The organism is Alcaligenes faecalis, assembly GCF_009497775.1.
GTDB classification, from domain to species: domain Bacteria; phylum Pseudomonadota; class Gammaproteobacteria; order Burkholderiales; family Burkholderiaceae_B; genus Alcaligenes; species Alcaligenes faecalis_D.
The window spans coordinates 779,588-794,256 of record NZ_CP031012.1 but is presented as its reverse complement, the minus strand read 5'-3'; the positions used below and the strand labels follow the sequence as shown (position 1 = coordinate 794,256).

Annotated in this window: 13 protein-coding genes; 3 read left to right on the top strand and 10 right to left on the bottom strand. The window is 58.3% G+C overall.

Translation table 11 applies throughout. The annotated features are described in order from the left end of the window. The 4 genes from fba to DUD43_RS03655 form a co-directional block, all read right to left on the bottom strand. The gene (fba, locus tag DUD43_RS03670; RefSeq protein WP_153229196.1) at positions 1-1,065 is read right to left on the bottom strand and encodes a class II fructose-bisphosphate aldolase; all 1,065 of its coding nucleotides are present in this window, start codon (positions 1,063-1,065) and stop codon (positions 1-3) included. An 81-nt stretch (positions 1,066-1,146) separates the two neighbouring features. Continuing rightward, complete coding sequence (gene mog / locus DUD43_RS03665) at positions 1,147-1,776, bottom strand: molybdopterin adenylyltransferase (RefSeq protein WP_153229195.1); 630 nt, start codon at positions 1,774-1,776, stop codon at positions 1,147-1,149. Between the two features lie 80 nt (positions 1,777-1,856). Continuing rightward, the gene (locus DUD43_RS03660) at positions 1,857-2,615 is read right to left on the bottom strand and encodes an SDR family oxidoreductase (RefSeq protein WP_153229194.1); all 759 of its coding nucleotides are present in this window, start codon (positions 2,613-2,615) and stop codon (positions 1,857-1,859) included. Between the two features lie 136 nt (positions 2,616-2,751). Further along, a complete protein-coding gene (locus DUD43_RS03655; RefSeq protein ID WP_125303732.1) occupies positions 2,752-4,194 on the bottom strand; it encodes an aldehyde dehydrogenase family protein in 1,443 nt (480 codons plus the stop codon). 75 nt (positions 4,195-4,269) lie between these two features. On the opposite strand from DUD43_RS03655, the gene DUD43_RS03650 reads away from it, so the two are divergent. Beyond that, complete coding sequence (locus tag DUD43_RS03650) at positions 4,270-5,112, top strand: NAD-dependent epimerase/dehydratase family protein (RefSeq protein WP_228125888.1); 843 nt, start codon at positions 4,270-4,272, stop codon at positions 5,110-5,112. A gap of 10 nt (positions 5,113-5,122) precedes the next feature. Beyond that, complete coding sequence (locus DUD43_RS03645; RefSeq protein ID WP_153229193.1) at positions 5,123-5,374, top strand: type II toxin-antitoxin system HicB family antitoxin; 252 nt, start codon at positions 5,123-5,125, stop codon at positions 5,372-5,374. Positions 5,375-5,438: 64 nt separating this feature from the next. Here the strand turns inward: DUD43_RS03645 and DUD43_RS03640 are convergent, their stop codons facing one another. The 3 genes from DUD43_RS03640 to tkt form a co-directional block, all read right to left on the bottom strand. Beyond that, on the bottom strand, positions 5,439-6,629 hold the full coding sequence (locus DUD43_RS03640) for a phosphoglycerate kinase (protein ID WP_322742795.1): 1,191 nt from the start codon (positions 6,627-6,629) through the stop codon (positions 5,439-5,441). Positions 6,630-6,691: 62 nt separating this feature from the next. After that, the gene (gap, locus tag DUD43_RS03635; RefSeq protein WP_153229192.1) at positions 6,692-7,705 is read right to left on the bottom strand and encodes a type I glyceraldehyde-3-phosphate dehydrogenase; all 1,014 of its coding nucleotides are present in this window, start codon (positions 7,703-7,705) and stop codon (positions 6,692-6,694) included. Positions 7,706-7,717: 12 nt separating this feature from the next. Further along, a complete protein-coding gene (gene tkt, locus DUD43_RS03630) occupies positions 7,718-9,763 on the bottom strand; it encodes a transketolase (protein WP_153229191.1) in 2,046 nt (681 codons plus the stop codon). Between the two features lie 194 nt (positions 9,764-9,957). On the opposite strand from tkt, the gene DUD43_RS03625 reads away from it, so the two are divergent. Next, positions 9,958-10,686, top strand: coding sequence for a 16S rRNA (uracil(1498)-N(3))-methyltransferase (locus DUD43_RS03625; RefSeq protein WP_153229190.1), 729 nt, complete (start codon positions 9,958-9,960; stop codon positions 10,684-10,686). Between the two features lie 3 nt (positions 10,687-10,689). Here the strand turns inward: DUD43_RS03625 and DUD43_RS03620 are convergent, their stop codons facing one another. Genes DUD43_RS03620 through DUD43_RS03610 form a run of 3 tightly spaced genes read right to left on the bottom strand, consistent with a single transcriptional unit; the run spans position 10,690 to position 14,656 of the window. Continuing rightward, complete coding sequence (locus DUD43_RS03620; RefSeq protein WP_153229189.1) at positions 10,690-11,157, bottom strand: barstar family protein; 468 nt, start codon at positions 11,155-11,157, stop codon at positions 10,690-10,692. Next, entirely contained in the window at positions 11,157-12,353 is a 1,197-nt protein-coding gene (locus DUD43_RS03615; protein WP_153229188.1) for a patatin-like phospholipase family protein, read from the bottom strand. Before DUD43_RS03615 ends, DUD43_RS03620 begins: the two co-directional genes overlap by 1 nt. An 8-nt stretch (positions 12,354-12,361) precedes the next feature. Beyond that, positions 12,362-14,656: an NADP-dependent malic enzyme gene (locus DUD43_RS03610; protein WP_153229187.1), complete on the bottom strand. Its 2,295-nt coding sequence runs from the start codon at positions 14,654-14,656 to the stop codon at positions 12,362-12,364. Positions 14,657-14,669 lie beyond the last annotated feature (13 nt).

The window sequence follows — 14,669 nt, the reverse complement described above, 5'->3', positions numbered from 1 at the left end:
TTACTGAACGATCTGGGACAGCTCGCCGGTACTGTACTGACGGGCAATTTCCTGCAGAGGGATGGCCTTGATCTTGGAGGCCTGACCGGCTGCGCCGAATTCCTGGTAGCGGGCCACGCACACTTTCTTGGCGGCTTCGCGAGCAGGTTTCAGGTATTCGCGTGGGTCGAATTTCTCTGGATTTTCAAACAGGAAACGACGGATGGCAGCGGTCATGGCCAAACGGATATCGGTGTCGATATTGACCTTGCGCACGCCGTACTTGATGGCTTCCTGAATTTCTTCCACGGGCACGCCGTAGGTTTCTTTCATGTCGCCACCGAACTGGCGGATTTCAGCCAGCAGTTCCTGAGGCACGCTGGAACTGCCGTGCATCACCAGGTGGGTGTTGGGCAAACGACGGTGAATTTCTTTCACGCGCTCGATGGACAGAATGTCGCCGGTAGGCTTGCGGGTGAACTTGTAAGCGCCGTGGCTGGTACCGATGGCGATAGCCAATGCGTCCAGTTGAGTGCGTGTCACGAATTCAGCAGCCTGCTCGGGATCGGTCAGCAACTGGTCCAGGGTCAGAACGCCGTCAGCGCCGTGGCCGTCTTCCTTGTCGCCCTGCATGGTTTCCAGGGAACCCAGGCAGCCCAGTTCGCCTTCAACGGTCACGCCCAGCTTGTGAGCCATTTCGACCACTTTGCGGGTAACTTCCACGTTGTATTCAAAGTCGGCAATAGTCTTGCCGTCTGGCAGCAAGGATCCGTCCATCATCACGCTGGAGAAACCCAGGTCGATGGCGCCTTTGCAGATTTCGGGAGACTGGCCGTGATCCTGGTGCATCACCACAGGGATGTTGGGGTAGGACTCGACAGCGGCTTCGATCAGGTGACGCAGGAAATCGCCACCCGCGTACTTACGTGCACCGGCCGACGCCTGCATGATGACGGGGCTGTCCGTCTCCGAGGCGGCTTCCATAATGGCCTGGACCTGCTCCAGGTTATTGACGTTGAACGCTGGAATACCATAACCGTGCTCGGCCGCATGATCGAGCAGCTGGCGCATGGAAACTAGGGCCATGAGAAGACCTCCTGAAGACTAAAATAATTGAAAAACTTGGCCGGGCACGGTTCCGTGCACAGCCGATTGTTTGTAAGCGTGTTAACTGGCGGTCCGGCGCGCCGACTTGGGGCGGAACGCATTGACCACATGCTCGTGAGTTTGTGCGTAAGGTCCACCAATCAGGTCGATGCAATACGGGACAGCTGCAAAAATACCCGGCACCAATACTTGTCCGGTTTCCGTATCCCGTAATCCTTCCAGAGTTTCCTGAATGGCTTTGGGCTGCCCAGGCAGATTGATAATCAGAGCAGCGTGGTCCTGAATTTCTCGGATGACCGCAACTTGCCGCGACAAAATCGCTGTTGGTACGAATTTTAAACTGATTTGGCGCATCTGTTCACCGAATCCGGGCATTTCGCGCGTTCCCGCGTCCAGAGTGGCCTCCGGCGTCACATCGCGACGGGCCGGGCCGGTGCCGCCGGTGGTCAAAATCAGGTCGCAACCCGCTTCCACCAAATCGACCAGGGTGCCGGTAATCTGGGTACGCTCGTCGGGAATCAGCCGCTCCAGATAGGCAGGCGCGACCGTCAGGGCCGAGTCCAGCCAGCTGCGCAGCGCCGGTATGCCTTGATCCTGGTACTGTCCGCTGGAGGCGCGATCCGAAACCGACACCAAGCCGATACGCAATTGATCCGGATGCTCGCGGGGAGACTGTCGATTGAATGTCATGCTTTTCCTTGGAAGCGAAATAAACTACAGACCCTGAACGGGCCTGCCAATAGCACGATTGTAACGAATCGCAGTGGGGCTTAAATACAACGGCCGCCGTCTACCTCGATGCAGGTGCCGGTAATGAACTCGGCCTCGTCCGAGGCCAGATACAGCGCGGCCGCTGCCACGTCCTTGGGTGTGCAAAAACGTCCCAGCGGAATTCCCGCCAAAAAGCGGCTGCGGTTTTCCGGCGTATCGGGCATGCCCATGAACTGTTCCAGCAATGCCGTGTCACCAATCACCGGATTAATGCAGTTCACCCGGATATGATCCGGCCCCAATTCTGCCGCCATGCCCTTGCTGATGGTCACGACCGCACCTTTGGTGCCGTTGTACCAGACCAGTCCGGGGCGCGGACGCAAGGCGGCGGTAGAGGCGATATTGATGAAAGAACCTGAACCCTGGGCCCGCAGGTAGGGCACAAAGTGCTTCGCAGTCCAGTAAATGCTTTTCACATTGACGGCATAGACCAGATCGAACTCGCTTTCACTGACCTCCAGCAAAGGCTTGTTGCGGTGTGTGGTGCCAGCATTGTTCACCACAATGTGCAGCCCGCCGCATTCGCGCAGGGCAATATCCAACAGGGCATGAACTTCGTCCCCTTGCGAGACATCGCAAGCGGCAAAAATGGCCTGACCACCCTGTGCCTGAATCTGGGCTGCTGCGGCCTGCCCTAGCTCTACATTCAGGTCGGCAATCAGTACACGCGCTCCTTCGCGTGCAAAGCGCTGTGCAATGCCCAGGCCAAAACCCGATGCACCGCCCGTCACGATAGCCACTTTGTCTTGCAATCGCATGTTTGTCTCCTTCTGCTTTTTATATAGAAATGGCGGCTTTGCGCCGCCATCGGTGAAACCTGTTTAGCGTTCAGCTGCCATGCTGCCAGAAAACCTGAGCCGCCACAGCCGCGCTTACCCCTAAATACCCCTACGATCAACTGGCCGCATGACGTAGCGCAACCGTTTTCAGGGAAGTCAGGGCGTACAAAGCTTCAAAGCCTTTCTCGCGGCCTATGCCGGACTGACCAGTCCCGCCAAAAGGAAGCTCTACCCCGCCTGCCGCGCCGTAATTATTCACAAAAACCTGACCGGCTCGCAGCTGTCTGGCCATGCGTACCTGACGGGCCCCGTCGCGTGTCCAGACCCCGGCCACCAGACTGTAAGGCGTGCCATTGGCCATGGCGATGGCTTCTTCCTCTGTGCCAAAGGGCTGGGCCACCAGAACCGGGCCAAAGATTTCCTCCTGCGCCAGACGATGTTCAACAGGCACATGGCCCAATAAAACAGGCACTTGGTAGAAGCCACCCGCCGGAGCTTTGGAATCCAGCTTGCCTTGGGCCAGCACCACAATGCCGTCCTGGTCCAGATTCTCCAGATAGGAACGGACCCGCGCCTGCTGCTGTGCGCTGATCAGGGGACCGCAATCCAGATTGTCGCTGGCTGCCCCAGTCAGCAGCGCCTTGAAGGCTTCGGCCAGACGCTCGGTAAAGTCGCCATAAATAGCGCGCTGAATCAGCACCCGGCTGCCTGCCGAACAAGTCTGCCCTGCGTTCTGCACAATCGCATTCACCACGACTGGCAAGGCCGCATCCAGATCCGCGTCCGAGAACACGACTTGCGGAGACTTGCCGCCCAGCTCCAAGGTGACCGGCACAAAATTCTGCGCCGCCTGCAAAGCCACCTGACGGCCCGTGCCGGGGGAGCCAGTAAAGGAAATATGGTTGATGTCGGGATGCGCGGACAAGGCCTGCCCGGCTTCGCTCCCCAGCCCCGTGCAGATATTCAGCACACCCGCTGGCAAACCCGCCTCGTGCAATAGCTCGGCCACCCGCAGCAAGGACAGGCTGGCATCTTCTGCCGGTTTCACCACGCAGGTATTACCCGCAGCCAGGGATGCGGCCACGCTACGCCCGAAAATCTGCAAGGGGTAATTCCAGGGAATGATATGCGCGGTAACGCCCAGGGGTTCACGCAAGGTAAAGGCCGTCATCTCCCAGCCCAGCGGGATGGTTTGACCATGCAGCTTGTCCACCGCGCCCGCATAGAACTCAAAATAGCGGACAATGGCAGCAGCATCGGACTGGGCCTGACGCAAAGGCTTGCCGGTATCGCGGGATTCCAACCGCGCCAGCTCCTCTCGGGCATCAGACAATGTTCGGGCGCAACGCAGCAACAATTGGCTGCGCTGAGCGGCAGTCAGACGGCTCCACGGCCCCTGGCAGGCACGTCGGGCGGCCTGTACGGCCCAATCAATATCCACCTCGGACGATTGCGCCAGACGGGCGAAAGTCTCGCCTGTGGAGGGGTCGATAACCGGTAGCAAACCACCGCCCTCCGCGCCAAGTTGCTGTCCGTCAATCCAATTGCGACACTCCATGACCGCCTCCAATGCTATTGTTATCTCAGCCAATCGAGCTTTGCTCGAGATCATTCTACTCAAGGACCTGCTGCTTTGGACTCTCGACAACGTACTTTGCTCTTAGCGGGCGCTGGCGATCTGGGCACCCGCACCGGGATGCTGGCCCGCCATCACGAATGGCCGGTGATCGGCCTGCGCCGTCACATCCCCCTGGACGATCACAGCGGGATCGAATGGGTGGAGGCCGATTTGAGCGAACCCACGTCCCTGCGCCTGAAACACCGCAAAATCACCCACGTACTGTACGCCGTCTCTCCTGACCAGCGTAGCCAGGCGGCTTATGAACGGGTATTTCTGCATGGTCTGGAAAACCTGCTCAACGAGCTGGACCTGAAAGCCCTGAAACGCTTTGTATTTGTATCGTCCAGCGCGGTCTACGGTCCGACGAACGAATGGGTGGACGAGAACTCGCCCACAGAGCCTACGCAATTCAATGGCCGAGTGCTGCTGGAAGCCGAGCAACTGCTGCATCACCGCATTCCCGCTCAAGCCGTCGTCATCCGACCCAGCGGCCTGTACGGGCCAGGGCGTACCCAATTGCTGGACCGCCTGCGCGAAGGCCGTGCCACCGTGCCGGACGACCCGGAACACTGGGCCAACCGCCTGCATATTGAAGACGCTGCACGTGCCTGCTGGCATCTGCTGCGCACTCCCGCGCCCTTCCCTTGCTATATAGGCACGGATAGCCGCCCTTACCGGATTACTGAGCTGTATGACGGACTAGCTGATCTGCTGGAAGTGGCCCACCCCGAACGGCGTCAGTCCAACGAAGGTGGCAAGCGCCTGAGCAACCAGCGACTGCTGGACAGCGGCTTTCAGCTGGACTGGCCGGATTCGATGCAAGGGTATGCTCAGTTGATTAAAGATGGGGCGTAAAGCGCAGCCCATGCTCTATCCACTCCACGTGCACAAGGATGAACATAGCGCCTATGGCGCGCACTTCCCCGACTTCCCTGGCTGTTTTGCAGCAGCTGATGAATTACAGGATCTTGCTCGGGCTGCCCAAGAAGCGGTTAAGGCACACTGCTTCGGTGATAGCTCCTCCCTCCCATCACCGACCGCACCGGAAAACTGGTTAGAGCACGAGGACTATAAAGAGGGATTTTGGATGATGGTCGATATTGACCTAACCAAGTAAGCAAAAAACAAAAAAGCCAGCCAACTTTCGTTGACTGGCTTTTTCTTACGAAGCAAAGACTGGCTTAGGCCTTGTCTTCCAATGCAGCCACCGCTGGCAAACGCTTGCCTTCCAGGAATTCCAGGAATGCGCCGCCGCCGGTGGAGATGTAGTCCACATCGTCACCAATATTGAATTGGGCAATCGCGGCCAGGGTGTCGCCACCACCAGCAATCGAGAATGCCTTGGAGCCTGCAATTGCACGCGACAGGGTTTCGGTGCCTTGTGCGAAAGCCGGGAACTCGAACACGCCCAGAGGGCCGTTCCAGACCACGGTGCCTGCTTTGGCGATGATGTCAGCGATCTGCTGAGCCGTTTGCGGGCCCACGTCCAGAATCATGTCATCGTCCTGGACCTGATCAGCAGCCTTGATTTCAGCCGCTGCATCAGCAGCAAAGGACTTGGCGCACACCACATCCACAGGGATAGGTACTTCTGCATCGCGCTCTTTCATGATGCGGATAACTTCACGGGCTTCTTCCAGCTGGCTATCTTCCACCAGGGATTTACCCACGGACTGGCCGCTGGCCATCATGAAGGTGTTGGCAATGCCGCCACCGACCACCAGTTGGTCAACCTTTTCAGCCAAAGCGCGCAGGATGGACAGTTTGGTGGATACCTTGGCACCACCAACAATCGCCACCAAAGGACGTGCGGGCTGATTCAGGGCACGGCCCAAAGCTTTCAACTCGGCTTCCAGCAAAGGACCGGCGCAAGCGACAGGAGCAAAGCGGGCGATACCTTCCGTAGTCGCTTCAGCACGGTGAGCCGTACCGAAGGCGTCGTTTACGTAAACGTCACACAAGGCCGCCATTTTGCGAGCCAATTCGGGTTCGTTCTTCTTCTCGCCCACATTGCAGCGGCAGTTCTCCAGCAAGACCACCTGACCGGGCGACACTTGCACGCCATCCAGCCAATTGCGACGCAGCTCAACTGGCATGCCCAACAACTCGGACAAACGTTGCACCACAGGTTCCAGCGAATCCACAGGCTGGCACTCGCCTTCTTTGGGGCGACCCAGGTGAGACGTGACCATGACCGCAGCGCCGGCATCCAGCGCCATGCGAATGGCAGGCACCGAAGCACGCACGCGCGTGTCTTCGGTAATACGTCCGTCTTGCAGGGGGACATTCAGATCAGAGCGGATAAATACCCGCTTGCCTCGCAGCGCGTCCGTTTCGGCCAGCGCAGACAAGGTCTTGATGCTTGTAGACATGATTTTTTGTTCTGGGAATTAACGTGACAGGGGCGGGAAATCCCGCCCCTGCTATTCAGATCTTACTTGGCTGACATCAGTGCGATGGTGCTGTCGAGCATACGAATGGAGAAGGCCCATTCGTTGTCGTACCAGGCAGCCACTTTGACCATATTGCCGCCGGTAACTTTGGTCAGCAGGGAATCAACCGTGCTGGAGGCGGTGGTGTGGTTGAAGTCGATGGAAACCAGAGGTTCGGTGCAGTAGTCCAGAATGCCCTTCATGGCGCCTTCAGAAGCCGCCTTCAGGATGCCATTCACTTCTTCAACGCTGGTGTTGCGGCTGGCCACGAAGGTCAGGTCAACCATGGACACGTTGATGGTAGGAACACGCACGGCGTAACCGTCCAGCTTGCCATTGAGTTCTGGCAGCACCAGACCCACGGCAGCAGCGGCGCCGGTCTTGGTTGGGATCATGCTGCTGGTGGCCGAACGGGCACGGCGCATGTCCTTGTGACGCACGTCGGTCAGGACCTGGTCGTTGGTGTAAGCGTGGATGGTGGTCATCAGACCGCTGACCACGCCCAGTTCCTTGTGCAAAGGAGCAACCAGGGGAGCCAGGCAGTTGGTGGTGCACGATGCGTTGGAGATAACGGTGTCGGTGCTCTTCAGAATGTCGTGGTTCACGCCGTACACGATGGTAGCGTCCACATCCTTGCCACCAGGGGCCGAGATGATGACTTTCTTGGCACCGGCTTGAATGTGCTCGCCGGCTTTTTCCTTGGTGGTGAAAGCGCCGGTACATTCCAGCACTACGTCCACACCCAGTTCAGCCCAAGGCAGGGTCAGCGCATCGCGCTGGCTCAGCAGGCGGATACGGTCACCGTTAACCACCAGATAGTCGCCATCCAGCGACACATCGGCGTTGAAACGGCCATGCACGGAGTCATAGCGAGTCAGGTGTTCGTTGATCTCGGCACCGCCCGAGGCGTTGATGGCCACGATCTCGATATCGTGTTTTTTGCCGTACTCGTAGTGGGCACGCAAGATCATGCGGCCGATACGACCATAACCATTGATTGCGACGCGAATCGTCATATCAGACTCCAATTACAAAATTTCTTGAACGGCCGCAGCGACCTTCTCTGCTGTCAGACCAAAATGCTTGAACAGGACGCCAGCCGGGGCGGACTCACCGTAGGTATCAATACCCACTACGGCGCCTTCCAGGCCCACGTACTTGAACCACAGACCTGTCGTACCGGCTTCAACCGCAACGCGCGGGATGCCGGGGGTCAGGACCTGGTCACGCCACTGTTTGTCCTGAGCGTCGAACAGGTTGGTACAAGGCATGGACACCACGCGGGTCGCAATACCTTGCTGGGCCAGCTGTTCCTGAGCTTGCAGAGCCAAACCGATTTCCGAACCGGTTGCCATGATGATGGCGCGCGCATCTTGCGCGTCACGCAACACGTAGCCACCACGACGGATGTTCTGGATGGTTTGCGCATCGCGCTCGACGAATGGCAGGTTCTGACGCGACAAGAGCAAGGCGCTAGGGCCACCGTTCTGTACGTCCATGCCGATGCTGGTAGGACGCTCGACCGAGCAGGCCCAGGCCACAGCGGTTTCCGTGGTGTCGCAAGGACGCCAGACGTGCAGGTTAGGGATCAGGCGCAGGCTGTTGGCGTGCTCGATGGACTGGTGCGTAGGACCGTCTTCGCCCAGACCGATGGAGTCGTGGGTGAATACGTGCACAACACGCTGCTTCATCAGGGCAGCCATACGAATGGCGTTGCGCGAGTAGTCGGAGAAAGTCAGGAAGGTGCCGCCAAAAGGCAGGTAACCACCGTGCAGGGCCAGACCATTCATGATGGCGGCCATACCGAATTCACGCACACCGTAGTTGATGTGGCGACCAAAATGCACACCGTCGGCATGGGCGCGAACCGCTTCGGCACCCTTCCAGTCGGTGAAGTTCGAGCCGGTCAGGTCAGCCGAGCCGCCCAGCATTTCTGGCAGCACATTGACCAAGGCGTTGATTGCCAATTGCGAAGCTTTACGCGACGCAATGGTTTCGGCCTTCTGAGCGGTTTCTTCAATAAAGGCCTGTACTTTGGCGCTGTAGTCGGCAGGCAGTTCGCCTTTCAAACGACGGGCCAGTTCGGCGGCCAGTTCAGGGTAAGCCTGGCTGTAGGCGTCAAAACGCTTTTGCCATTCCGCTTGCTGAGCACCGCCTTTTTCGCGGCAATCCCAGCCTTGGTAGACTTCCTGAGGAATTTCAAACGGACCGTGGTTCCAGTCCAGCGCGGCACGAGTGGCGGCGATTTCGTCAGCGCCCAGTGGAGCACCGTGGACTTTCTCGGAACCGGCAGCGTTAGGAGCGCCTTTACCGATCACGGTACGGCAGCAAATCAGGGTAGGACCCGTGCCCTCTTTCGCGTTGCGGCGAGCCTGTTCAATCGCGTTGTGGATCGAAGCGGCATCGTGGCCGTCAACGGCACGGATCACGTTCCAGCCGTAGCTTTCAAAACGGGCGGGAGTGTCGTCACCAAACCAGTTCTCGACCTTGCCGTCGATGGAGATGCCGTTGTCGTCGTACATCACGACCAGTTTGGACAGCTTCCAGGTACCGGCCAGAGAGCAAGCCTCGTGCGAGATACCTTCCATCAGACAGCCGTCGCCAGCAAAAACCCAGGTCAGGTGATCGACCACATCGTGGCCTTCGCGGTTGAACTCGCGCGCCAGCAAGGCTTCAGCCAGTGCAAAACCGACGGCGTTACCCAGACCCTGGCCCAAAGGACCCGTGGTGGTTTCCACGCCGGCAGTAATACCCACTTCAGGGTGACCGGGAGTACGCGAATGCATCTGACGGAAGTTGCGCAGCTCGTCCATGGGCAGGTCGTAACCGCTCAGGTGCAACAAAGCGTAGATCAGCATGGAACCGTGGCCGTTTGACAACACAAAACGGTCGCGATCAAACCAGGCAGGGTCGGCAGGGTTGTGTTTCAGATGCCGGGACCAGAGAACCTGGGCGATATCGGCCATGCCCATAGGCGCACCGGGGTGGCCCGAATTAGCTTGTTGCACGGCATCCATAGACAAGGCACGGATGGCATTGGCTAGGGTTTTATCAGAGGCTGACGCAATATCCATTAGAAGCTCATTGGGGCGGCGGCGCGACAATTCCGGCAGGCGGACGGCTCACGGCCCTGATTAGTTTATAAAACGCGCTATTTTAGCATTGCTGGCGCTAAATCGCCCCCACTAGCGCTGGGGCCTTGTGCTTTCTTCCCCAAGCCCGGGTACGGTATGCTTGTGCGGTTTTTTATGCTTGATGGTGTCTTGATATGGCAGCTCCCCGTTTCTACCACCCCCTGGACCTGACGGCCCGGACCGAGATCGCCCTGCCCGAGGCACTGGCGCATCACGCCATTCGGGTGCTGCGTTTAAAGGATGGTCAGGACATCGTTCTGTTTGACGGACTCGGGACTCAGTACCCCGCCACCTTGCGCATCGATGGCAAAAAAGGCTTTGCCAGCTTGGGCGATGCCCAGACGCCTGTCCGCGAGCTGGCCGGTCGCATTACGGTGCTGCAAGGCATCGCCTCCAGCGACAAGATGGACTGGATTATCGAAAAAGCCGTGGAAATGGGCGTCAGCCGCTTTGTGCCGATTCGCGCGCAACGTAGCGTGCTGCAACTGAACGCGGAGCGGCAGGCCAAACGCATGGGCCATTGGCAAAGAGTGATTGAATCGGCCAGCGAGCAATGTGGTCGCAACCGTTTGATGGAGCTGTCAGCACCGCTGACATTGGCCGAGTATTTTCGCGAGGCTGAAACTGGCCTGCATCTGTTCTGTGATCCCGATGCGCCCAAACAGTTGGCGCAGGCCATTGGACCGCAAGATCAGGCCATGACGATATTGATTGGCCCCGAGGGCGGTTGGTCGCCCGAAGAGCAGAAAGTGGCACTGTGTGCCCGGGCTCAGGCGATTCGTTTCGGGCACCGCGTGCTGCGAACCGAAACCGCCGCCCTGGCGCTGACAGCAGCGATCAGCGCCTTGCAAGGCTGGGAATAAGGCTTATTCCTCGTCCTGGCTGGAGTAGGAAGCAGGAGTCTCACCCGGTTCAGGGTCAGGGTGCTTGCCAGCGTGCAGAACGACACATACAAAACGGCGCTCGTTATTCGAGGCCCAGGCATGCACATCTTCACACACGCCCAAAATAGCCTGGGCGTCTTTTTCCAATGCAGGATCACCACTGTGCAGACTGTCCAGCCACAGGGCCAGGCCTGCTTTCTGATCCAGCACGGTGTCACACAGGCAATCGTAGAGCGCATCCAGATTGCCACCAAAAAATTCAGGGTAATCGACAGCCTTGGCGACTGCTCGCAGCACAGCAGAACGATTGCGCGCACGATCGCAACTTACTTCCAGGGCGGTAAGCCCCTGGTCCTGTGCCTGCTCCAGAAAATCAGCAGCCGTCAGGCCCGTTGCGTCGAGCACACCGCCTTGTTGCAAAGCTTCTTGCAAAGTCAGGGATTGGCTCATCAGGACGCTTCCTTAAAAAACGCTAACACTTCTTCACGACGACTCATGGTATCGGTCTTTCCTAACTCGATCAGCTCTTGGGTGTAGCCGGACTCGAATAACAAGTATGAAATTAATGCGCCGCCTGTGGTCGGACCGGACTTTGAAGATACACCAAGTACTCGAAATAGGGTACGTGCAGCAGTTGGCATCTGATGAATATGCCGAGTGGCAATTTCATCCAGCGAGCGGCTGGGAGTGATGGCAAACGTGCTGACAGGACGCAGCGATTGGCTTTGTAATACATTTGCGGGCATATAGGCAAGCAATGTATTGATGCGCTCCATACGCTCAATATCCGTTGACACACTATCGAGGAATATGTTGGATAAAGCATAGCCACTGATCTGCGCCAAAGAGGGGTATGGCGGATCTTTGGATTCCTGCTCGTGGTAGGTGTTATCCGCGTATCCGGTGCCCACAATCAGCACCTTGTGCGCCCCCAGATGAATGGCCGGGCTGATGGGGGCCAACTGACGCATCGTCCCGTCCCCGCACCACTGGGTTTGTTTGCCCACTTGCAGGGACTGAGCCGGAAACATGAAGGGAATCGCACTGGAGGCCATCAGGTGGTCCACCCCGATCACACCAGGGATGGCACGGCGCAGATTGCGGGACCAGGGGCGAATACGCTCGTCGGACTGATAAAAAGTCAGGTGCTCGCCCGTGGTGTAGGCAGCCGCCGTAATCGCCAGCGCGCCCACATGCTGCTGGGCCAGATTGCGCTGCAAACGATCGAAGTCCAGGCTCTCTTCCAGCAGGTCGCGCAGCGGTGAATTGTCCAGCATGGAGTGCGGCACATGGTCACGTAAACGCGGGGCCAGCCAGCCCAAAGCCAGCGTGGCCACCCAGTGCACACTGGTCGCCAGCAACTGCAAAGGGTCGGCATGAAAAATATCGTTGGTGCGCAGCGAGCCCCACAGCTGTTGTATATGATCGACAGCCTCGTGAGGCTTGTCAGCACGACACGCCAAGCCGGCAGCATTGATGGAGCCTGCCGAAGAGCCACAAATAATATCGAAGGGATTGCGAAACTGAGGGTTGCGATCCGGGTCCAGCAGCTCCAGCAAACCGGCCAGCACCCCGGCTTGATACGCGCCGCGCGCCCCGCCCCCATTCAAGACCAATGCAACAGGAGCGGGAGAGCGCTGGATCATGATAAGTATCAGCCTTCAGTAGCGACGTTGGCATCCACCACCGTGACCGCCGTCATATTGACGATACGGCGCACCGAGGAGGTGGACGTCATGATGTGAACCGGTGCCCGCGCCCCCAAGAGGAAGGGGCCGATCGCCACATTACCACCCGCCGCCGTCTTGAGCAGGTTATAGGCAATATTGCCCGCTTCCACGTTCGGGCAGACCAGCAAGTTCGCCTCGCCGCTCAGGGCCGAAGTGGGCAGGATTTGATGGCGGGCCTTTTCATCCAGCGCGCAGTCGCCGTGCATTTCCCCATCTACTTCCAGACTGGGGTCCAGCTTGCGCACACGCTCCAGCGCGCCGCGCATGGTCACAGCGGCTGGCGAATCATTGGTTCCAAAGTTAGAGCTGGACAGCAAGGCCACCTTGGGTTCGATATTGAACTGGCGCATCTTGCGAGCCGCTGCCAAGGTGATCTCGGCTACCTGATCCGAATCGGGATCGTGGTTCACGTGCGTGTCCGTCAAGGCCACGGTACGTTCACTGAGCAGCAGAATATTCATGGCCGCATAAGTCTCCACGCCGGGAGCCTTGCCAATCACCTGATCCACCAGTTCCAGATGGTTCTCGTAGCGCCCCACGGTGCCGCAGATCATGCCGTCGGCATCACCCAGGTGCAGCATCATGGCGCCGATCAAGGTCGGGCGACGACGCATTTCCACACGCGCCATCTCTTTGCTGATGCCGCGACGGGACATGATTTCCCAGTAGCTGGTCCAGTAACGGTGAAAACGATCATCCTGCTCGGGGTTGGTCACTTCCACATCAATGCCCAAACGCAGACGCAGGCCGTAGCGTTCAATACGCTGTTGCAGAACAGCAGGACGACCCACCAGAATCGGGCTGGCCAGACCTTCGTCCACAATAATTTGTACGGCACGCAGAACGCGCTCGTCCTCGCCTTCGCTGAACACCACGCGCGACTTGGCACCGTCCTGCACCAGGCCACGGGCCAGCGAGTAAATCGGCTTCATGAAGGAGCCGGACTTGTAGACGAACTGGCGCAGCTGATAGATGTAGCTGTTCAGATCCGCAATCGGACGGGTCGCCACGCCCTCTTCCATGGCCGCTTTGGCAACGGCAGGAGCGATACGCACAATCAGGCGCGAATCAAAGGGGCGGGGAATAAAGAAGGAAGGACCGAAAGAAACTTCTTCCAGACCATAAGCGGCAGCTACGCCTTCATCCTGTTCTTCACGCGCCAGCTGACAAATGGCCAGCACAGCGGCTTTCTCCATGCCGCGCGTAATCGTGGTGGCTCCCACGTCCAGCGCGCCACGGAAGATATAAGGAAAGCACAGCACATTATTGACCTGATTCGGGTAGTCCGAACGGCCAGTTGCCATGACCACATCGTCACGCACGGCGTGAGCGTCTTCAGGCAGAATCTCGGGATTCGGATTGGCCAAGGCCAGAATCAAAGGCCGGGGACCCATTTTCTTCAGCATTTCGGGCTTGAGCACACCACCGGCGGACAGCCCCAGAAACACATCGGCCCCATCAATCACATCACTCAAAGTACGGGCGTCGGTCTGTTTGGCAAAACGGGCCAGCTCGGGCACCGGATTACCTGGACGGCCTTCATACAGCACGCCATCAATATCCGTCACCCAGATATTTTCCAGCGGCAAGCCCATATCAATCATCAGGTCCAGGCAAGCCAGCGCGGCAGCACCAGCCCCGGAAGTCACCACCTTGACCTGCTTGAGGTCTTTTTCCACCACGCTCAGCCCATTCAGAAAGGCCGCGGTCACGCAAATGGCTGTGCCATGCTGGTCATCGTGAAAAACAGGAATGCTCATGCGCTGGCGCAGCTTGCGCTCTACCTCGAAGCACTCGGGCGCTTTGATGTCTTCCAGATTGATGCCGCCAAAGGTCGGCTCCAGGCCAGCAATAATATCCACCAGCTTGTCGGGGTCGGTTTCATTGATCTCGATATCAAAGACATCCAGACCTGCAAAGCTCTTGAACAGCACAGCCTTGCCTTCCATGACCGGCTTGGAAGCCAGTGCGCCAATATTGCCCAGGCCCAGCACAGCAGTGCCGTTGGAAATCACCCCAACCAGATTGCCCCGGCCGGTATAACGGAACGCATTTTGCGGATCATTGACGATTTCCTCGCAAGCAGCCGCAACCCCCGGCGAATACGCCAGCGCCAGATCCCGCTGGTTGGAGAGTTGCTTGGTCGGCGTGACCGATAACTTTCCGGGCCTGCCCTGCTCGTGATATTCCAGGGCTGCTTTCCGAAAATTGGCGTCCATGCTGTATACCTAC